Raw genomic sequence first — 19,351 nt, forward strand, 5'->3', positions numbered from 1 at the left:
AGCATTGGCCGCCACCGCCAAACCTTCTTCGCCCCATCGTCATGGCGACGCCGATGAGTACGAGACACTGTCCGGACTGTTGCACGCCTATCGCACACCGGTTGCGATCATCCTGTTCGGTATCATGGTTTCGCTGGCGCTCTTCTTTGCGGCCTTGGTCGGCCAGAGCCGGGACAAGGAGCTGGATTTCCGCAGCTATGCCCAGTCGCGCATCATCGAGCTGGACGGCGCCATCTCAACCCTCGACGTCGAGCTGCGCCAACTTGCCCAGGCCATTGACAGTGGCCTGAGTCCCGAAGCTGCGGTCCGGATTTTCGACGTCGCCGAAGTCTCGCAGCAAATCCCGATCATCCGTGACATGGGGATTGTTGAAAACGGGCGGCTGACAGGAGCGATTTCACCCGAGGTCGGGCGCCAGGCGCTGCAGGAAATCAATCTCCTGATCGCCCGCCAGCCGCCATCGGAACAACCGGTTGTCATTCCCCTGACCGACGCGGAAGGGCGCAACAGCCGGTTCGCCCTGGTCCAGGCCCTGCCGGACCGCCCGACGGCCCGCGCCTATATTGTCTCCGATTTCGACGTGATGCTGGCCAGCCCCGTCGGACCGGTCGATCCGCTCTGGGTCGTGGTCAACATTACCGACCGGGCACCAACCCACGCCCTTGCCGGCACGCGAGAAATGCAGACGGCAGCCAATCCGACAGACATCAACATCAGCTTGGCACTGGAAAGTGCGCCCTTTCTCGTACACTGGATTGCCGCGCCACCCTATTCGGATATTCGCGCGACATTGCTCCCGCGCCGCTCATTCCTGATGCTGACTGGTCCGCTGCCATGGGTGGTTCTGTTCTCGTCATTCTTTGCAACGGCCACCATCGGGGCGATCTCGTTGAAAGACGCCCGGCGGGCCGACGAAGTCCGGCGCGAAGTGACACGCAAGACTGCAGAACTGAGCCGGTCGAACGCCATTATCGCGGCCAAGAATGCCGAACTGGACCGTTTTGCCTCCCACGCCTCGCATGATCTGCAGGCGCCGTTGCGCGCCATGAAGGGGATTTCCTCGCTCCTGGTCGAACGCCAACTCAACCTTGACCAACGATCCCGGGAAATGCTGGAGCGGATCAATCGCGGGGCCGACCGGGCCCAGCGCCTGGTCCAGGATCTGCTGACTTATACCCGCGCCGAACGCAAGGAAGCGCGCGTCGAACGGATCGAACCCGATGAAATTCGCAGCGAGATCGAAGAATTGCTGGGTGCCGTCATTGCCGATGCCGATGCCCGGCTCGAATGGGCGCTTGACGGCCCAATTCACGCCGATCGTTTCCTGTTGGTTCGCATGTTCCAGAACCTGATCGCCAATGCCATCAAATACCGTCGCGACGAGCGCCCGCTGGTGCGCATTGCCTCGCGCGATGCCGGTGACAACATTCTGATCAGCGTAAGCGACAACGGTATCGGCATCGACAAGGCCTATTTCGGGCGCATTTTCGAGGTGTTTGAACGCCTGCATGGCGGCGATGCCTATGAAGGCACGGGTATCGGTTTGGCATTGTGCCAGCGCGCCGCCGAGCTTCACGGCGGCGATATCAGCGTCGCCTCCTCACCGGGAGAAGGCTCCTGTTTCACCGTCCGCCTGCCCGCGAACCTCGCCCCGCAGATTGATGCCGGTGACAACGACGAAACCGGTGGCGACAGGCCGCCACGTCTGGTGTCGAACGACCGCTGAGAATGCCGCAGTGCTGCGGCCTGACAGCCCCCCTGTCGAGCTGGTATAGGCGGAGCGCCCCCAACGTCGACGGATGCCCATGTCCCGCTTTCTGGTTGCCGCTCTCTACAAATTTGCCCCGCTCGTGCCGGATGCCGCACTACAGGCCCGTATCAAAGCCGCTTGCGAGGCACACAATGTGTTCGGCACGCTGCTGCTGGCGCCAGAGGGGATCAATGCCACGATCGCGGGCCCCGAGGCCGGTGTTCACGCAGTTCTGGCACTGCTGCGGTCCCTCCCCGGCTTTGCGGAGCTGGAGCACAAGGAAAGCCGAGCCGACGACCACCCCTTTCTGCGTCTGAAAGTCCGGCTCAAACGCGAGATCGTGACCATGGGTATCACCGACATTGATCCGGTCAGCGCCGTGGGCACCTATGTCGAGCCCGCCGACTGGAACGACCTCATCACGGCACCGGACGTGGTCACCATCGACACCCGCAATGACTACGAAGTCCGGATCGGCCAGTTCGAAGGCGCCATCAATCCCGAAACCGTCTCTTTCCGGGAATTCCCGGACTGGTTCCGCCAATTCCGAGAAACCCGGCCGAATGCCAAGATTGCGATGTATTGCACCGGTGGTATCCGCTGCGAGAAAGCAACCGCCTTCGCGCGCATGGAGGGGCTGGACGATGTCTTCCACCTCAAGGGCGGCATCCTGAAATATCTCGAAGAGGTTCCCGAGGCCGAGAGCCGTTGGCGCGGTGAATGTTTCGTCTTTGACCGGCGCGTCGCAGTCAAACATGGCCTGCAAGCTGGCTCCCACACGCTGTGCCATGCCTGCCGCGAACCGCTGGGACCGGAAGACTTGCGCTCGCCAGACTATGTCAGCGGCCTGTCCTGCCCACACTGTGCCGATGTCCGCACGCCTGAACAACGCGAGCGTTATGCTGAACGCCATCGCCAGGATGAATTGGCCCGGGCGCGCGGCGAATGGCATCTCGGCCAACCCGGCGCGCCGCGCGAGACCGGGTGATGCCGCGAGACCTGCCGATACTCTACTCCTTCCGTCGCTGCCCCTACGCCATGCGTGCGAGGCTAGCCCTGCACGCCAGCGCGACCGCCGTCGAACATCGCGAAATCCTGTTGCGCGACAAACCGCAGGCCATGCTGACCGCCTCGCCGAAAGGGACTGTACCGGTTCTGGTTCTGCCGGATGGCCGCGTGCTCGAGGAAAGCCTGGCCATCATGCTGTGGGCACTGCGGCAGCACGACCCCGACAACTGGCTGGCAGACGAGACCCTTGCCCTGGACCTGATCGACCGATGCGACACCCGGTTCAAGCCACACCTCGACCGCTATAAATACGCCACGCGCTATGAGGATGCCGACCCGCGAGAACACCGTGCCGAAGCCGCACGTTTTGTCCGCACACTCGACGACCGGCTCAGACAGGGCACAGCCCTGCTTGGCGCCGCTGACGGACTCGCCGACATCGCCATTTTTCCCTTCATCCGGCAGTTCGCCCATACCGACCGCGACTGGTTCGCGGCCCAGGACTGGCCGGCCGCACACCGCTGGCTTGATCGCCATCTGCAATCAGACCGCTTCGCCGCGATCATGCAAAAACACCCGGTCTGGACTCCGCCACTCGATCGCGCCCCGGACAAGTGATGCGCTGAATCCACACTACAGCGTTGAATTCTGCTGCAGCGCAACACCGGCCTGTCACAGAACCGCAATATCCGTTATCTGAAGGTCCATCTTGGCTGTACCCCCTCGCGGCGACCATGATTTCGCCTGGCACAGCCCTTACTGGTTGGCTCGAAAGATACCCTCATGACCCTTGCTTCCTCCGTGCGCAAACGCGTCCAGCTCGCCGGTGTCAGCGCCCTTGCGCTCACCGCGTCCGCCCTCATGCCGGCCACGGCTTCGGCCCAATCCACACCGGCAACAACCTCGACCGTTGAAACCATCATCGTGACGACGACCCGCCGCGAGGAAAACATCCAGGACATCGCCAACTCGGTGACCGCCCAATCCGGCGAAGATCTGGCTCCGCTGACAGAGGGCGGCGCCGATATTCTCAGCCTCGCCGCCCGCATTCCGTCCGTCTATGCCGAGAGCTCCAACGGCCGTGTCGCGCCGCGCTTCTACATCCGCGGTCTGGGCAATACCGATTTCGACCTTGCCGCCTCACAACCGGTCTCGGTGATCATGGACAATGTGGTGATGGAAAACGTCATCCTGAAATCCTTCCCGCTTTTTGACGTCGCCCAGGTTGAAATTGCCCGCGGCCCGCAAGGCACGCTGTTTGGCCGCAACACGACGGCCGGCACGATCAAGTTTGACTCGGTCCGCCCGAGCCAGGAAACCGACGGCTATATCAGTGTCACGGCCGGGTCCTACGGCACCACCAATCTGGAAGCGGCCTTGGGCGGCCAAGTGGTCGAGGACGTGCTGAGTGCACGCCTCTCGCTGCTGTCACAGAACCGGGACGACTGGATCGACAATGCCTTTACCGGAGAAACCGATGCTCTGGGCGGCCATGAGGAAATGGCCGGACGCATCCAGCTCCTGTTCACGCCGAGCGAAACCGTCGAGGCCCTGTTCAATGTCCACGCCCGCTCGCTGACCGGAACCTCTGCCGTCTTCCGGGCCAATATCCTGACGCCGGGATCCAACGAGCTGAACAGTAATTATGTCCGCGACGAAGTCTATTTCGACAGTACTTTCAATAACCCGCAGGCCTACGACAATTGGGGCACGAGTGCCGCGGTCAACCTGTATCTCGACGGCGGATATACGCTGACCTCGATCTCGGCCTATGAGCACGCCGCCGGCTACAGCCTCGGCGATATCGATGGCGGCAATCTGGTCACCGGCCCGGGCTTCATCCCCTTCCCGTCCGAGACACAGGACGGCATTGATGATCTGGACCAGTTCAGCCAGGAATTCCGTTTCGCTTCGTCTGACGATCAGACGACGAGCTGGCAGGTCGGTGCCTATTTCTTCGACAGTCAGTTCGACATCACCACAGTGGGGCCGAATGGCGGCTTCCCGCCGTCCACAACGGTTCGGCACACCAATGAACTGTGGTCGGTATTCGGCCAAGCCTCCCACCAACTCAATGAGCGTTTGGAATTGTCCGGCGGTCTGCGCTTCACTGTCGACCAGAAAAGCCTCGTCGGTGTGGTGACCTCTATTCCGGTGACCCCGGTCAGTGTCCAGGACGAGCAAATCAGCTGGGACCTGTCAGCCTATTACGACCTCGACGACAGCCAGGCTGTCTTCGCACGGATCGCCCGCGGCTTCCGTGGCCCGTCGATCCAGGCTCGTGATGTCGCCTTCTTCAACCCGCCGTCGATCGCCGACAGCGAGACCTCGACCTCTTTCGAACTCGGCTACAAGTCCGAGCCGCTCGATGGTCGCGCCCGCTTCAACGCCACGGCCTTTTACTACCAGATCGACGACCTTCAGCTGTCGGCTGTCGGCGGCGGCGGGAACCTGGTCCAATTGATCAATGCCGACCGCGGCGTTGGTTACGGCTTCGAAATCGACAGCGAAATGTGGGTCACCGACAACCTCTTCGTCACGGCCGGCTTCTCCTGGAACGAGACAGAGCTGCAGGATAGCGATCTGGAAGTTGGCGTCTGTGCCCAGTGCACCGTGCTGGATCCGGACGCAGACTTTGACGGCTTTGTCGAAGTTGACGGCAATCCCTTCCCGCAGGCCCCGGACTACATCCTGTCGTTCTCGGCACGCTACTCGATCCCGGCCGGCAATGGCGGCGAATGGTTCGCCTTCACCGACTGGTTCTACCAGGGCCGGACCAACCTCTTCCTCTACGAGTCGGAAGAATTCTACTCCGACGGCAATTTCGAAGGTGGCCTTCGGGTCGGTTATGCCGGCGAGCTGTCCGGTGGCCAGGACTACGAAGTCGCGCTGTTTGCCCGCAATATCACGGACGAAGACAATCTCGTCGGCGGCATCGACTTCAACAACAATACCGGGTTCGTCAACGAGCCGCGCATCATCGGCGCCTCCTTCCGCGCCAGCCTCAACTAGGCCGACGCGACAAAGCTTAAGACTTGAAAAAGCCCCGGGCGGTTACCCGGGGCTTTTTTTATTCACTGCATCCATCGCCGTGGTCAGGCATGTAGGGGGAAGAGACCGATCCCCCCGAGAGACTGAGGGCGCCCCGTAGGGCGCCCTCTTTTTCTCTCCCGGTTCAGGAAGTCAGCGAGCTGGCGTCTATTCCCAGAAATAGGGTTGACGCTGACGATCACCGGTCACGGTCTCATTCATCGTGTCGGCTTCGTAGAGACGGCCATTGAGCATCACGTATTCGATCTCGTCGGTATTGCCGATATCCTCAAGCGGATTGGCGGTCATGACGACCAGGTCGGCCAGTTTGCCAACCTCCAGAGACCCGATATCCGCGTCGAAACCGAGATGGCGGGCCGGTGCGATGGTCGCCGCCTCGAGCGCTTCCAGCGGCGAGAAGCCACCGCGCACGAAGGACCACATCTCCCAGTGCGCCGCGAGACCTTCCTGCTGGCCATGGGCACCAATGGAGACCTCGACCCCGCGATTGCGTAATTGCAGCGCGGTGCGGGCATTGTCGTCATCGACGAAGTCTTCCTCCGGCGCCGTGGTCCGGCGTACCGATCCGGCCTGGAGAATGCGCGGCGGCACATGCTGCGACAGGATCGGGTGGAGCCAGACATCCATGGCCTGACGCCAATACGGATCACCAGCGAGGCCGCCATAAGTCACGACAATGGTCGGCGTGTAGGCAACCTCGGTCTGGGAATACATCTGCAGCACATCTTCATAGATGGCCGAGAGCGGCAGGTTGTGCTCGATCGAGGTATTGCCGTCGGCCACCATGGCCATGTCCATGTGGTAGTTGGAGCCGCCCTCGGCGACCACTTCGACACCGGCCTCATGGGCGGCAGCGACCACTTGCTGGCGCTGGTCGCGGCGCGGCTGGTTGTAGTTCTTGATCGAATGCGCACCTTGCGAGGCCAGCCGGAAGACGTGTTCCTGGGCATCCTCGTAATTGTCGATCTGGGCATAGACCGACGCCGCGCGAGCGCCATAGACAATCTCACCGGTCGAATAGATGCGCGGCGCCAACAGGCTGCCGGCCCGTTGGTATTCAGCCGCCGGGAAGATCATGCTGGCCCGGCTCGACGGGTCGTGGATCGTGGTTACGCCCAGGGCGAGGTGGGCAATCACCGACCAGTTCTGCTCCGGAATGATGTCGCCCGTACCCTGAGGGCCGTGGGCGTGGGCATCGATAAAGCCCGGCGTGATGGTGCGGCCCGACATGTCGACCGTGCGGGCTCCGTCCGGCACGGCCACATCGGCGCCGATGGCGGCGATGCGATTGCCGTCGATAACGATGGTGCCGCTTTCGATCACGCCGCCATCCTCTCCAGCCATGGTGACGATGCGGGCATTGGTCAGCGCGACAACACCGGTCGGGCGGTCCGCCGTCGCGGTCATCGACAGGTTCACCCCTTCGGTCGGCGGCGTGTATTCGCGCTCGCCGGTCGGATCAGGACGAAACTCATCAACCCGTGCCGTGAAGAAAGTCGGCCCCATCGACCAGTTGAGCGCGTCGCCGGATCCGCTCCAATGGAAGTAACTGGCACCATTGCCGGAAATTTCGACTGTCGGCAGAGCCGAACTGCCGCGACCACCGGACACGGATTGCGGCCCGGGCAGCAATGGCTGAACGAAGACGTCGTAATTCTGGCGGAAGGCAACATGGCTGCCATCGGGCGAAACCTGATAGCCGGTGACCAGTTCGCCGGTGACATGGGTGCGCGCATTGCCACCGTCGAGATCGAGCGAAATGAGGCTTGCGCCATCGCCGCCACGGGTCACGAAAACGCGGTCGTTTGAGGCCCCGAAATGCGGATCGGAACCGCTGTCGGTAATGCGGACCATGTCGCCACCATCCGACGGAACACGATAAACACCCTCATCTTCCGACCATTCCGGCGCGGTCAGATAACCGCCAGACCCCTTCTCGAAGACGACAGTCGTGCCATCCGGCGAGAAGCGCGGATTGCGATAATGGCCGGGCTCGCTGGTGAGAACCCTTTCGCGGCCACCGCGTGCGGAAACCGTGCGGATCGAACCAAGGTCCTGATCATCCCAGGTCGCAAAGGCGATGGTGCGGCCATCCGCCGACCAGGTCGGCATCATTTCCCGGCGCGTCCCGTCGTCACGGGTCAGGCGCCGCGGCTCGCCGCCATTGGCATCGCGCACCCAGAGCTGGCCGAGTGTCTCATAGACGATCTGGCTGCCATCAGGCGAAGCGGTAGCGAAACGCGGCATGCGGGTCTGGAAGGTCGCGGGAGCAACCTCGACCGACGGGCGCGGCGGATCGATGACATCGCGGGTGTCGGCGACACTGAACGGGATGTTGGTAACGGCACCGGTCGCGATATCAACCCGCTGGATGCCGCCCTCGGCCCAATAGACGATGGAGCGGCTGTCCGGCATCCAGTCCATGTTCGGATACATGCCCGTGATGCCCCAGGTTTCCTGCATGTCCTGGTCGACGGTTTGGACAATCCTGCGCTCCTCGCCCGACTGCAGATCCTTGATCCACAGACCCGAGCGAATGCGGTCACGACGGACAAAGGCCATGTAGCGCCCATCCGGCGACGGAGCGGGGCGCACAGCGCCACCGGCCCCCGAGACCGCCGTGTCGGTCTCGCCGGTTTCCATGTCATAGCGGCGGATATTGAACAGGTCCGTGTTGGAATCCTGGGCGTAGATGAAGGTGTTCCCGGAAGTCACATTCTGCGTGTAGTAAAGATAACGTCCGTCCGGCGAGAAAATCGGCTCGCCGAGTTCTTTCTGGAAATTTTCGTTGGGACGCTCGACCAGCTGCACACCGCTGCCACCGAGCACATGATAAAGCCAAATCTCACCGGTCCCGGCCGAGCGCGATGTGGTGAAGTGCTTGCGCGCCGCGATGTAGCGGCCGGACGGATGCCAAGCCGAGTTGTTGAGCAGGCGGAAGCTCTCTTCGGTCAGCTGCCGAGCATCGGAGCCATCGACATTCATGATCCAGATATTGTCACCACCGGCGCGATCCGACGTGAAAGCGATCTGGCTGCCGTCGGGAGAAAAGCGCGGCTGTATCTCCCAGGGCAGACCGGACGAAATATTGGTCGCCGTGCCACCACCGACCGGAATGGTATAAATATCGCCCAAGAGATCGAATGCGATGGTCTGCCCGTCCGGGCTGACATCCAGCGACATCCAGGTGCCTTCGGTGACATTGATGTCGATCGACCGGGTCTCAAGTGGTGGGTTGGCAACATCCCATCCCTCGGATTCGTCGCCTTGAGCGGCAAAGGCCGTGGTTCCGGAAAGCATTGTGGTCGCAGCTAAAATGGCAACAAATCTGGTCATTTCTTCCCCCAAGATTGGATTCTTGGCGAGAGATTAGGGCGCAAACAGCCTGACCACAAACTGACCAGTTTGTAACAATCGCGCCATGAGCCGGGCGCCCGCGTCAGGGCATCCCGGCGCTGCCATTGCGGTAACACTTCCCTAACCACGCTTCTCAACGAAATCTTTTGCCTGGTCTGGTTGAATGACGACAAGATCAATGGGGACCTCCGTGGACTATTCCAACGCACCGCGCCAGAGCGATCAGGCCCGCAAGGCCTCCGGTCCGGCCAATGACACGTCCGACGCACTGCGCCCGTCCAATCCGGACACGGCCAGCCTGACTCGCGCCCATCTGAAAGCCGATGCACGTGCACCGCGTCACCGCGTCAATCGCAAGGCGCTCGGCCATGTCTGGCAGAGCCTTGATATCTTTGTTATCCTCATCCTCACCGTGACCGGCGCCTACGCCATGTCCGGCGGGGCCGTGACCGAGGTCGCGGCGGGTGAGCTCCTGCCCCTGCTCGCCTTTGCCGCAATGTGCCCGGCCCTGGCCATGCTGATGCGACTCTACACCGTCGAACCGCGCGAAAGCGCGACGGTGCGTGTGCTGCGGGCCTTCATCGCGACTGCCCTGACCGGTTCGGCAGTGACCGCCCTGGCCCATCTGACAGCCCCGGATGTGACACATCTGGTCGCCACTTTCGCGATTACCAGCGTCGGCGCGGTCACCCTGTTGCATGTCATCTATGCCGGCTTCATCCAGCACTGGGCCAAGGCCGGCCGCCTCGCCCGCAATGTCGTCCTGGTCGGGGCAACGCCGAATGCCAGCAAGCTGATCAAGGCCAATGCCGGCTCGGGGACAGTCAATGTTGTCGGCGTTTTCGACGACCGCAAGGCCCGCAGCCCGCAAGCCCTCGCCGGCGCGCCCTATCTGGGCACGACCGATGACCTTCTCGCCTGGTCATTGCTGCACGAGGTCGACCGCATCATCCTGACCGTGACTCCAAAGGCCGAGGAGCGCGTGCGCCTGTTGCTGACCAAATTGCGCGCCCTGCCCCACACCGTCTGCCTGCTGCTGGATCTCGACAGTTTTGATCCGGCCGCAACCTCGCTCGACGACATTGTCGGCGTCCAGGCCGCCCGCATGAGCGGCGTCGAAGAGCGCTTCACCCACCTGCTCGCCAAACGCCTGCAGGACGTCGTGCTCGGCCTCGGCCTGTTCCTCGTCAGCTTGCCGGTCATGGCCCTGATCGCCTTGGCGGTGCGCTTGGACAGTCGTGGCCCGGTGCTGTTCCGCCAGGTCCGCGAAGGCTTCAACGGGCGTCCCATCAATGTCCTGAAATTCCGCACCATGCGTCATGACCCCGACGCCGCCGCCAAGCCTGTCCGCCAGGTGGAACTGGACGATCCGCGGGTCACACGCATCGGGGGTTTCCTGCGCAAGACCAGCCTCGATGAACTCCCGCAATTGTGGAATGTCCTGACCGGTGACATGTCGCTCGTCGGCCCGCGTCCGCATGCGCCCGGCATGCGCACCGGCGGCACCGAGACGTCGAATCTGGTCGCCGAATACGCACATCGCCACCGCGTCAAGCCGGGCATTACCGGCTGGGCGCAGGTCAATGGCTCACGCGGTCCGCTGCATTCGCCGGAAGCGGCGCGCGAACGGATCGCCTTCGACGTCGCCTATATCGACAAGGCGAATTTCTGGTTCGATTTGTGGATCATGCTGCGCACCCTGCCGGCCCTGCTCGGCGACAAGATCAATATTCGCTAGCGACGCAGGAGCGGCGCCGGCCGCACATTGTTCGCCGACCAGGCACGCGACAGCGCCGCAATCAATGGCGAGCCGGCGTCGGGCAGATCGGCCACCGGATCGACGCCATACAGTGGATTGAAGCGATTCTCGGCATTCTCATAAACCCGCCAACCGCTATCCCAACGAAACACCGACCAAGCCGCGCCTGCCGCCTCGGCTGCCGCTATCCGGCTGGTCAGATACTGCGCCGCGCCCGGCGCCCAACGTGACACGCCAAATTCTCCCAACATCCAGGGCACACCGCTGGCAGGTTGTTCGAATCCGGCCAATTGTGGATCAAAGCCGAGGCGTATGTCTGCGTCCTGATGCGTATACGCCCGCGGAGCGTAGTCATGCACGGCCAGAACCTGACCCGGCACGACCTGCATATCGAGCAAGCTGGCAAAATGCAGATTGGCATAACCGTCCGGGCTGACCAGGATTGGCGTCTGCGTATCCTCGTTGCGAACCGCCCTCGCCAGGCGGGCGGCCAGCGCTGGCCAGTCCGCCGGGGTGCCGGCCACGACCTCAGCCAACCGTCCGGCATCCCAGATGTCGAGATCACCGCCACCGGGACCGGGAGCAACAAGATTGGCATTCGGCTCAACCATCAACAGATAGCCGGCCAGGTTCGGATAGGCCCGGAATTGCCGGGCGGTACGCTGCCACATCGCGACCCAGGCATCCTGGGCTTCGCGCGACCGCCAAACGCTTTCGTCAATGCGCGAAGCCGGAAACCAGCTATCCGCCTGGTCGCGATGGAAGGTGAATTCGCTGCGTCCGGGCCCGGATCGAAACCCGATGACCACGAAGAGTCCATGCCGGGCGCATCGACGGACAATCCGGTGGAGATGGATTTCAACGTCCGGATCGACCTCATAGGGCGGCGTCTCGCTGGCCGGGCCGGGATGTGACAGAACAACCAGATTGGCGCCCAGCGCAGCAAGACGAGCCAGTGCTGCGTCGGTCACCGGCGCCCCGACCGGGCCGGATCCGAGAAATTCTGGCCCGTCGATATCGGCATAGACGCGGCGTTGGGCGATCACGGCACCGCGCAAGCTCGGTCCCTGGCGATTGTCCCACAAGGCAGCCCGTGTGCTGTCAGCGCGAACGGCCGGGGCAGCGACCAGGCCGGCCGCGGCGGCCATCAGGCCGTGGCGTCGGGTCAGACCGGTCACAACGTCCAGAATCCGGCCAGCCGGTCTAGCTTGCGCAGCCCCTTGTCTGGTATCCGGCCGAGCGGACCGAGCGGTGCCTGTATGCAGGCATCGGCGCAATTCCGGCTGACACGGGCCAATCCCCCACGCACGGACCGGGTCGTGAAACGCCCACCGACCAGCCCCGTCTGCGAGCTCGCGAGATCCTTCTTGAAGCCATAATCACCCGGCCCCAATTCAATACCGACATGGCCGATCGCCGCCGCGGTCCGAACCATTTCAACGAGCAAGAGAACGCCCGGACTCAACCGGCTATGATCCGGTTCGTAGGCCGGAAACCAATAATGGCACAGCCGGTCGCTCGCCATGCCGACATGAACGGCAACGATTTCACCGCCAACCCGCAGGCTGGAACACACACCGGAAAAATGATCGCTCTGCCGGCGCAGGATTGCCTTGAGCAGACGCCCGGTCCAGCCGACGGAAAACACGTCGAACACGCCGGTTCGGCGATACTGGTCGCGCTTCAACCGCACCATGGTTTCAAACACATCGGGACGGTAGTCGGCCATCACGAAGGAATGGCCGCCATCCACCTCGCCAAGACGCCGGAAACGGGTGGCGATGTTGCGCATGGCCTTGGCGTTGACGGATTTACGGCCCGCATGCCACGCGTCGAACCCGTCAGCGACGTCAATCACCCAGGACCCGTCCGGCCGGTCCCGCGCCGCCTCAGCAAATCCCGGCTGGCTCGCGAGGGCGCTGTGGAAGCTGAATACCGGGATACCGGCAGCCGCCAGCCAACCCGCCGGATCGGGGCGATTGGAATGCGGCGCAATCACACCCTGAACATCGCCGAGCGGTCCGGCCAGGCCACGGGCAAATCCGAACTGTCCGGTCTGCAACGGTAAGAAACCGACCACCGCGCCCTGTTCGCGCACCACCAGCACGCGCGTATCATCGCGCGCTTCCTCGCAACACTCGGCAAATTCCAGGGCAAAATAGGGACTTGCGAGACTCGGTTCCGCGGCCAGAAAGGCACGCCAGGCGCCCCGCTCCGCGCCCGTCAACTCGCTCGGCTTTTTCAGATCGACCTGCATCGCGTGAACCGCTTCCCCGCCACGAATAGCAAAATATCGGCAACGCCTTAGCAGGTGGTGAACAATTCCGACCTCGCCCGCAAAGCGGCATCACTCTTGCAGGCTTCCCCTGTCAGGCGAGCGGAGCGTTTCATGCTTGGACGACATCTCTTGGGTTATCTGCCCGTGCAACTGGCGCAGGTTTTGGTCGGCTTCGGCGGTGTGGCCGTCTTCACCCGGATCATGCCGGCGGAAATGTATGGCCAGTATGCCATTGCAATAGCAACGCTTTCCCTGACCCACATTGTCACATTCACTTGGCTGGAAGCGGCGGTCGCACGCTTTCACGCACGGGCCGAACAGCGCGGTCGACTGCGCGACCATCTGGCGACCGCCTATGGTCTCTATCTGGTCATTGCCGTTGTCGCAGGTGCGCTGCTTGTTCTGGGTGTGCACATCCTGCCCATCGATCCCAGGCTTCAAGCCGCACTGAGCTTTGCCATCATTTCGCTCCTGCTGCGGGCCCTGTTGCAAATCGGAATGGAAACACATCGCGCCAGTGGCAATGTCTCGCGCTATTCGGCACTTGAGGCGAGCTATCTGATGGTCGGTTTCCTGGTCGGCATCGGTGTCGTCCTGACCACCGATCTCGGCGCGGCCGGTGTCTTCGTCGGAACAGCCGTCGCAGCCCTTGCCATGCTGGTTTTCGACTTGCCGGTGATGCTGAGGCGTGCCGCCCGTGGTCGCCGCCATCCTGCGCGCGCCGCCAGCTTCATGCGCTATGGCGCACCACTCTCCATGTCCCTGATCTTCGAGCACTTGCTGTCAGTGGGCGATCGCTTCCTGATCGCGGCGATGATCAGCCAGGGCGCGGTCGGCATGTATGCGGCCGGCTACGGACTCGCAGACAGGCTGCTCGACGTGATCTTTATCTGGTTCGGCGCCGCGGTCTGGCCGCTGACGATCAAGGCGTTCGAGAAGGACGGCACCGCCGCCGCGCAAGCAATGGCCGGACGGGCCGCCGGGCTGATGGGCCTGATCTGCTTTCCCGCCGCCGCGGGTCTGGCCCTCGTCGCCACCCCCCTGACGACCCTCATCATCGGCGAATCCGTGCGTGCCGAGGCCGCCGCCATCCTGCCCTGGATCGCCCTGTCGGGCCTGATGAAGGGGATGATGACCTATTATTTCCACGAGGCCTTCACCCTGACCCGAAAGACCGGTGTCATGGCCGCGACCATGGCCGTGTCCGCCGGTATCAATCTCGGTCTCAACCTCGCCTTCATCCCGCTTTTCGGCATCGCCGGCGCCGCGATGGCAACGGTGATCGCCTATGCGCTGGCCCTCGTCGCCTGCGCCGTGCTCGGCCGCCGGCATTTCGTCCTGCCGCTGCCATGGACCGACTGGGTCAAGGCCGGCGCCGCGACTGCCATCATGGCTGCTGCCGTCTTTGCCCTGCCGGGTGCCGGCACGGCCTGGCTCGATCTCACGCTGAAAGCAGGCACCGGCGGACTTGTTTACGTGATTTCAGCCTATTGCCTGGATATTGCCGGGTGTCGGACCTGGCTGCGCGATGCACGCCTTCTGTTCCGACCGGCGGGGGCCTAGCATGACCGTGATGACCGAAATCCCGATGCGTGAGCACGCCAATGCGGCGAGCCGACGGGGGGGCGCGCCGGCGATTTCGATTCTCGTCCCGTTTTACCGAGACGACGCCAGCGCACTGATCACTGCCCTCGCCCCCCTCGCCCGCGACCCGCATGATTTCGAGATTGTCCTGTTCGATGATGGTGAACCGGATCCGGAACTCAATCAGGCCATCTGTGCGCTTATCGACGGTTTCGAGCTGCCGATGCGGCTGCTGACCAGCGTCCGAAATCGCGGCCGCGCAGCCGGTCGCAACCTGCTGGCCGGGCAGGCACGTGCGCCCTGGCTGCTCTATCTCGACGCCGACATGACGCCCGGCGACGACGCCTTTCTTGATCGCTATCACACGGCGATTGCCACGGACGTGGCCGATGCCGTCTTCGGTGGTTATGAAACCGACGAACCGGACAACCCGGCGCACCGCCTACACGCCGCCCTGTCACGCACGAGCGACCAGCATGGTGCTGCGAGCCGCAACGCCATCGGCGCGACCGCCTTTTGCTCCTCCAATCTCCTGGTCCGCGCCGAAGTGATGCGCGACTGCCCGTATGACGAGGATTTCACCGGCTGGGGCTGGGAAGATGTCGACTGGGCGGTCAGCGCCTCGGCCCGCTTCCGTCTTACCCATATCGACAATCCGGCCCGGCATGGTGGCCTGCAGGAAGCGACCGAGCTTCTGGACAAGTTTCGCGCAGGAGCCATCAACTTCAAACGCCTGATTGCGCGCCATCCCGAGCTGGCAAACCTGCCCGGCGCCCGTGCCGCCCGCCTGCTCAAGCGTGTTCCTGGCCAGCACTGGCTGCGCGGCCTGTGGGCGCGTCTCAGCCGCAGTGAAGGCCTGCCGCTGCGTATCCGCACCCTGGCGCTGAAACTCTGGCGCGCCAGCTGGACTTCGGAGGTCATCTGATGAACGCCCCCTACACACCGTCATCCGGTCTGATCGCCGGCCTCAACCGCCGCTGGGCGCGGTTTGCCGCGCGCCAGCCGCTGCGCATGCCGACCGACCGCGCCATCGTCACCATCACGTTCGACGATTTCCCGAAATCCGCCGCCGAGGCGGGCGCCGCCACACTGGCTCGCCATGGCTGGTGCGGCACTTACTATGCATCGGCGGGTTATGCCGGTGGGGTGACCCATCATGGCGCGATGTTCGATTGCGGCGACCTGCAGCGCCTGACAGCCGCCGGACATGAAATCGCCTGCCACACCTACAGCCATCTCGACGCCAGCCAGGTCGGCACCGCCGCCTTCCTCGCCGATATCGAGCGCAATGAGCGGGCCTTGAGGGCGATGGGTCTGGAGACCGACCTCGACAGTTTTGCCTTCCCCTATGGCGAGGCAACGCCGGCGACCAAACGGGCCTTGTCCGAGCGCTTCAGCAATCTGCGCGGCGTGCATGCCGACATCAATCGCGGCGGGGCCGACTGCAATCTGCTCAAGTCGGTGCCGATCGACGGCGGGGCCGCCGGCATAGCGCGCGCTGTCGACGCCGCCGCCAGCCTGTCACGCCATCCCGGCTGGCTGATCTATTACGCCCATGACGTCCAGGCCGACCCCACCCAATGGGGGTGCACGCCGGACCAGTTTGCGCGTGTCTGCGATGCCGTCGCCGACAGCGGTGCCGAAGTCCTGACCATGCGCGAAGCGGTGCGTCAGATGGAGGCCTCGGCATGAGCGTCTCTGTCATCCTGCCGACCTTTCGCCGTCCGGACGGGCTGCGTGCCGCCCTCGCCAGCCTGATGGCGCAAAGCCGGCAGCCCGACGAAATCATCATCGTCGACAATGATCCGGCCGGCTCTGCGGCGCGCGGCGTCGCCAACGCGAGGGCCGTGGCCCGCTGCAAGGTCACCTATGTCCACGAAGAACGCGCCGGTGTCGCCAATGCCCGCAATGCCGGCTGGGCCGCAGCAACGAGCCGCTATGTCGCCTTTCTCGATGATGACGAGATCGCGTCGGCGGGCTGGCTGGAATCGCTGATGGCGACGGCAACAACCCTGCCCGCCGATGTCGTGTTCGGCCCGTTGCGGGGTGAAGCGCTGGATGCACCGAATGGCGTGCGCGCCGGCTTGGCACAGCGCCTTTATTCGCGCCCCGGCGCGATCACCGACCATCGGCTGGACGCGCCCTTCGGCTGCGGCAATTCCCTGGTCGACCGCAATGCCTTCAAATTGGCCGATGCCCCGTTTGATCCGCGCATGAATATCAGTGGCGGCGAGGATGACCTCTTCTTTGCCGAGCTCGCCCGTCAAGGCGCCCGCTTTGGCTGGTCGGCCGCTGCCCACGCAGTAGAAACCGTGGACGCGCGCCGCACCAGCTGGCGCTACCTCCTGGCCCGTAGTTTTGCCTTTGGTCAGGGCGCCACACAGTCAGCCGCCAATGCCCGGCCGCGGCGCTGGGCCGGGATCGGCTTCTGGATGATGGTGGGACTTGGGCAGTTGGCCGCCTATGGCGCTGTCGCCGCCGTGACCATGCTGGCCCGTCACGCCTCGGCGGCGCGCTGGCTCGATCGGGCAGTTCAAGGCGCTGGCAAACTGTTCTGGATCGAGGCGTTCGAACCGCGCTTCTACGGTGAGGCTGCGCCGCTCAGCCCGGCCGACCCGACCAGCCAGGCCTGATCAGACCGCGCGCCGGTCGGCCAGCTTGGCCGCTGTGGCCACCAGCAACACCCAGCTGATCGAGTTTTGCTGCAACAGGTTGGATTCGGAGATGCTGACCAAGCCAAGCATCGCCAGGAAAGTCAGCGTCCAATAGGTCTCCGGACCACGAAACAAGCGGCCGGCCGCCCGCACCAGCGCATGTCCAAAGACCAGCAACATCATCACCATGCCCGGCATCCCGATCGCCAGCGCGGTCTCGATCCAGCCATTGTGCGCTGTCGGCACCGGCCAGTCCGTGCCTTGCCGGACCCAGAAGACCGGACCGGTCTCGTTGGCCCAGAAGGCCATATAGCCATAGCCGGTCCAGGGCACCTCCATGGCCTGGCGCGACAGGATGGCCCAGATGTCGGTCCGCCCGGTCAGTGTGGCGTCGCGGCCGAGGAGTTCGAGAAATTCAACGGGTGCCACCAACAGGATGAGCACGCCGCCCGCCACGCCGGTCAGGCCGAGAAACAGCATCAGTGAGGCAAAGCCGAAACCGCGCCGGCACAGGGCAATGCCGACCGCCCCGCCAAGACCCAATAACAGAGCCAACAGAGCCGTCTTGGACGTCGACAACAAGACCAGGGCACAACACAGGACCGCGCCCGCCATCCAGATCCAGCGCCGCTTTGGGTCGACGTGAAGCGCCGCAAAACAGGCCACCGCGCCCCAAGCCATCATGGCGCCGAGCGTATTCTTCTCCCACCACACACCTTTCCAGGCGCCGGCATGGACCGCATGGTCAACCCCGAGCGACGGCATGGCCAGCGCCATCAATGTCGACATCACCGCGAGGCCGACAAATGTTGTCGCGACAAGCAGGATCAAACCGCGCCACGACCAGCGTGCGGCCATCCAGAAGCCGAAAAATGTCGTCATGATCAGGGCGAAGGCACGGCGCAGTGTGGTGTCCGGCGCCACCGACCAGATCACCGAGACGGCCGTCAACAGGACCAGCGCCAGCATCAACCAGTTACCGGTCAGCGTACGGGCCATGGCGCCGGGACGGGTGACGGCGAGCACCATGGTGATGGCGTAGACCGGCAACCAGATCAGGCGCAGCACGACAGAACTGTCGGGGTCGGCCGGATCGGCAAAGAGCGGGCCGATAAGCCCCTGTGAAAACAGGAAGAGACAGAGCAGGGTCAGCCCACCCTCGACAAGGCTGGTAAATTTCAGCGCCGGCGCCTGGCGCCAAGCGGCGAGAAAGGCCGGATCATGCGCGGCGGCGAGGCTCATGCCGCGCACACTCATGCCGCGCTCCGGGCATTGCTCCGCGTGCGATTGAGAATAAGACCGGCGACCACACCGCCGCGTGCCTCGATGGCAGAACGGCGGGCCTGGATGCCATCGACCCGGCTCAAACGGGCATCAGCGACCAGAATGACACCATCGACATCGGCCACCAGCGACAAGGGCGCCCGCGAATTGCCGGGCGCATCAATAATGGCGAGATCGACCGCCCCGCGCACCGCCGACCAATAGTCCGGCGCCGCACGCAGACCCGCTTGACGCACGGCCCCGGGCCGGGCCTGAAGTTCGGTCACGAAGAGGTTCGACACCGCCGATTGCCGCGCAATGATGCGGGCCTTCTCGCCATCCTGCGTGGTCAGCGACCAGAAGGGGTTGCGCCCGAAACCGGCATCATAGGCCTGGCCCTGCACGCGGGCCGCTTCGGCCTGGGCATTGGCGTTGAAATCGAGGTCATAGAGCCAGACGCCACGGGTCGACCGTCGCGCCGCCAACCGGGCCAGCTCGCGGGCCACCGTCGATGCCCCGGCGCCGCGGCTCGCGCCCATCACCATCAATACCCGGCCCTGACCGCCCGGACGGGCAATCGGTTCGAGTTCATCGATCAGCTGGGAAAGGTCGGCGGTGAGGTTCATGGCACGGGCAAGCTCAGGGCG

The 19,351-nt window shown here is 63.7% G+C and carries 14 protein-coding genes; 9 read left to right on the forward strand and 5 right to left on the reverse strand.

The annotated features are described in order from the left end of the window. Positions 1-4 precede the first annotated feature (4 nt). The 4 genes from C7435_RS12840 to C7435_RS12855 all read left to right on the forward strand — a co-directional run bounded on the left by C7435_RS12840 (position 5) and on the right by C7435_RS12855 (position 5,770). Entirely contained in the window at positions 5-1,726 is a 1,722-nt protein-coding gene (locus C7435_RS12840) for a sensor histidine kinase (protein WP_121212000.1), read from the forward strand. Between the two features lie 79 nt (positions 1,727-1,805). Beyond that, the gene (gene trhO / locus C7435_RS12845) at positions 1,806-2,738 is read left to right on the forward strand and encodes an oxygen-dependent tRNA uridine(34) hydroxylase TrhO (RefSeq protein ID WP_121212001.1); all 933 of its coding nucleotides are present in this window, start codon (positions 1,806-1,808) and stop codon (positions 2,736-2,738) included. Continuing rightward, positions 2,738-3,376: a glutathione S-transferase gene (locus C7435_RS12850; RefSeq protein WP_121212002.1), complete on the forward strand. Its 639-nt coding sequence runs from the start codon at positions 2,738-2,740 to the stop codon at positions 3,374-3,376. Before trhO ends, C7435_RS12850 begins: the two co-directional genes overlap by 1 nt. Before the next feature lie 165 nt (positions 3,377-3,541). Then, positions 3,542-5,770, forward strand: coding sequence for a TonB-dependent receptor (locus C7435_RS12855; RefSeq protein WP_121212003.1), 2,229 nt, complete (start codon positions 3,542-3,544; stop codon positions 5,768-5,770). Between the two features lie 186 nt (positions 5,771-5,956). Here the strand turns inward: C7435_RS12855 and C7435_RS12860 are convergent, their stop codons facing one another. Next, positions 5,957-9,109, reverse strand: a complete 3,153-nt coding sequence (locus C7435_RS12860; protein ID WP_233350773.1) for an amidohydrolase family protein — start codon at positions 9,107-9,109, stop codon at positions 5,957-5,959. A 247-nt stretch (positions 9,110-9,356) separates the two neighbouring features. Here C7435_RS12860 and C7435_RS12865 point away from each other — a divergent pair, with 247 nt between their 5' ends. Beyond that, positions 9,357-10,904: an exopolysaccharide biosynthesis polyprenyl glycosylphosphotransferase gene (locus C7435_RS12865; RefSeq protein WP_158025582.1), complete on the forward strand. Its 1,548-nt coding sequence runs from the start codon at positions 9,357-9,359 to the stop codon at positions 10,902-10,904. On the opposite strand, the gene C7435_RS12870 is transcribed toward C7435_RS12865, so the two are convergent. Both C7435_RS12870 and C7435_RS12875 read right to left on the reverse strand, forming a co-directional pair. Beyond that, the gene (locus C7435_RS12870) at positions 10,901-12,103 is read right to left on the reverse strand and encodes a cellulase family glycosylhydrolase (RefSeq protein ID WP_121212006.1); all 1,203 of its coding nucleotides are present in this window, start codon (positions 12,101-12,103) and stop codon (positions 10,901-10,903) included. The genes C7435_RS12865 and C7435_RS12870 overlap by 4 nt on opposite strands. After that, a complete protein-coding gene (locus C7435_RS12875; RefSeq protein WP_121212007.1) occupies positions 12,100-13,182 on the reverse strand; it encodes a GNAT family N-acetyltransferase in 1,083 nt (360 codons plus the stop codon). The genes C7435_RS12870 and C7435_RS12875 overlap by 4 nt, the downstream gene beginning before the upstream one ends. 132 nt (positions 13,183-13,314) lie before the next feature. On the opposite strand from C7435_RS12875, the gene C7435_RS12880 reads away from it, so the two are divergent. From C7435_RS12880 to C7435_RS12895, 4 genes are read left to right on the forward strand one after another with little or no spacing between them, the layout of a single operon-like run. Then, entirely contained in the window at positions 13,315-14,766 is a 1,452-nt protein-coding gene (locus C7435_RS12880) for an oligosaccharide flippase family protein (protein WP_121212008.1), read from the forward strand. A 1-nt stretch (position 14,767) separates the two neighbouring features. Next, positions 14,768-15,712 carry a glycosyltransferase family 2 protein gene (locus tag C7435_RS12885; RefSeq protein WP_170150475.1) on the forward strand — a complete coding sequence of 315 codons (945 nt, stop codon included), beginning with the start codon at positions 14,768-14,770 and terminating at the stop codon, positions 15,710-15,712. Then, complete coding sequence (locus C7435_RS12890) at positions 15,712-16,479, forward strand: polysaccharide deacetylase family protein (protein WP_121212010.1); 768 nt, start codon at positions 15,712-15,714, stop codon at positions 16,477-16,479. The genes C7435_RS12885 and C7435_RS12890 overlap by 1 nt, the downstream gene beginning before the upstream one ends. Further along, complete coding sequence (locus C7435_RS12895; RefSeq protein ID WP_121212011.1) at positions 16,476-17,420, forward strand: glycosyltransferase family 2 protein; 945 nt, start codon at positions 16,476-16,478, stop codon at positions 17,418-17,420. Before C7435_RS12890 ends, C7435_RS12895 begins: the two co-directional genes overlap by 4 nt. On the opposite strand, the gene C7435_RS12900 is transcribed toward C7435_RS12895, so the two are convergent. Both C7435_RS12900 and C7435_RS12905 read right to left on the reverse strand, forming a co-directional pair. Next, positions 17,421-18,698, reverse strand: coding sequence for an O-antigen ligase family protein (locus C7435_RS12900; RefSeq protein WP_121212012.1), 1,278 nt, complete (start codon positions 18,696-18,698; stop codon positions 17,421-17,423). Continuing rightward, a complete protein-coding gene (locus C7435_RS12905; protein WP_121212013.1) occupies positions 18,695-19,330 on the reverse strand; it encodes a P-loop NTPase family protein in 636 nt (211 codons plus the stop codon). The genes C7435_RS12900 and C7435_RS12905 overlap by 4 nt, the downstream gene beginning before the upstream one ends. Positions 19,331-19,351 lie beyond the last annotated feature (21 nt).

The organism is Maricaulis maris, assembly GCF_003634045.1.
In the GTDB taxonomy this organism is placed as follows: domain Bacteria; phylum Pseudomonadota; class Alphaproteobacteria; order Caulobacterales; family Maricaulaceae; genus Maricaulis; species Maricaulis maris.

What these genes read in the sequence shown, in the direction of transcription:
- trhO (WP_121212001.1), top strand. Translation starts at nt 1,806, where the DNA reads ATGTCCCGCTTTCTGGTTGCCGCTCTCTACAAATTTGCCCCGCTCGTG.
- C7435_RS12850 (WP_121212002.1), top strand. Translation starts at nt 2,738, where the DNA reads ATGCCGCGAGACCTGCCGATACTCTACTCCTTCCGTCGCTGCCCCTAC.
- C7435_RS12855 (WP_121212003.1), top strand. Translation starts at nt 3,542, where the DNA reads ATGACCCTTGCTTCCTCCGTGCGCAAACGCGTCCAGCTCGCCGGTGTC.
- C7435_RS12860 (WP_233350773.1), bottom strand. Translation starts at nt 9,109, where the DNA reads ATGCTTTCCGGAACCACGGCCTTTGCCGCTCAAGGCGACGAATCCGAG.
- C7435_RS12875 (WP_121212007.1), bottom strand. Translation starts at nt 13,182, where the DNA reads ATGCAGGTCGATCTGAAAAAGCCGAGCGAGTTGACGGGCGCGGAGCGG.
- C7435_RS12880 (WP_121212008.1), top strand. Translation starts at nt 13,315, where the DNA reads ATGCTTGGACGACATCTCTTGGGTTATCTGCCCGTGCAACTGGCGCAG.
- C7435_RS12885 (WP_170150475.1), top strand. Translation starts at nt 14,768, where the DNA reads ATGACCGTGATGACCGAAATCCCGATGCGTGAGCACGCCAATGCGGCG.
- C7435_RS12890 (WP_121212010.1), top strand. Translation starts at nt 15,712, where the DNA reads ATGAACGCCCCCTACACACCGTCATCCGGTCTGATCGCCGGCCTCAAC.
- C7435_RS12895 (WP_121212011.1), top strand. Translation starts at nt 16,476, where the DNA reads ATGAGCGTCTCTGTCATCCTGCCGACCTTTCGCCGTCCGGACGGGCTG.
- C7435_RS12900 (WP_121212012.1), bottom strand. Translation starts at nt 18,698, where the DNA reads ATGAGTGTGCGCGGCATGAGCCTCGCCGCCGCGCATGATCCGGCCTTT.
- C7435_RS12905 (WP_121212013.1), bottom strand. Translation starts at nt 19,330, where the DNA reads ATGAACCTCACCGCCGACCTTTCCCAGCTGATCGATGAACTCGAACCG.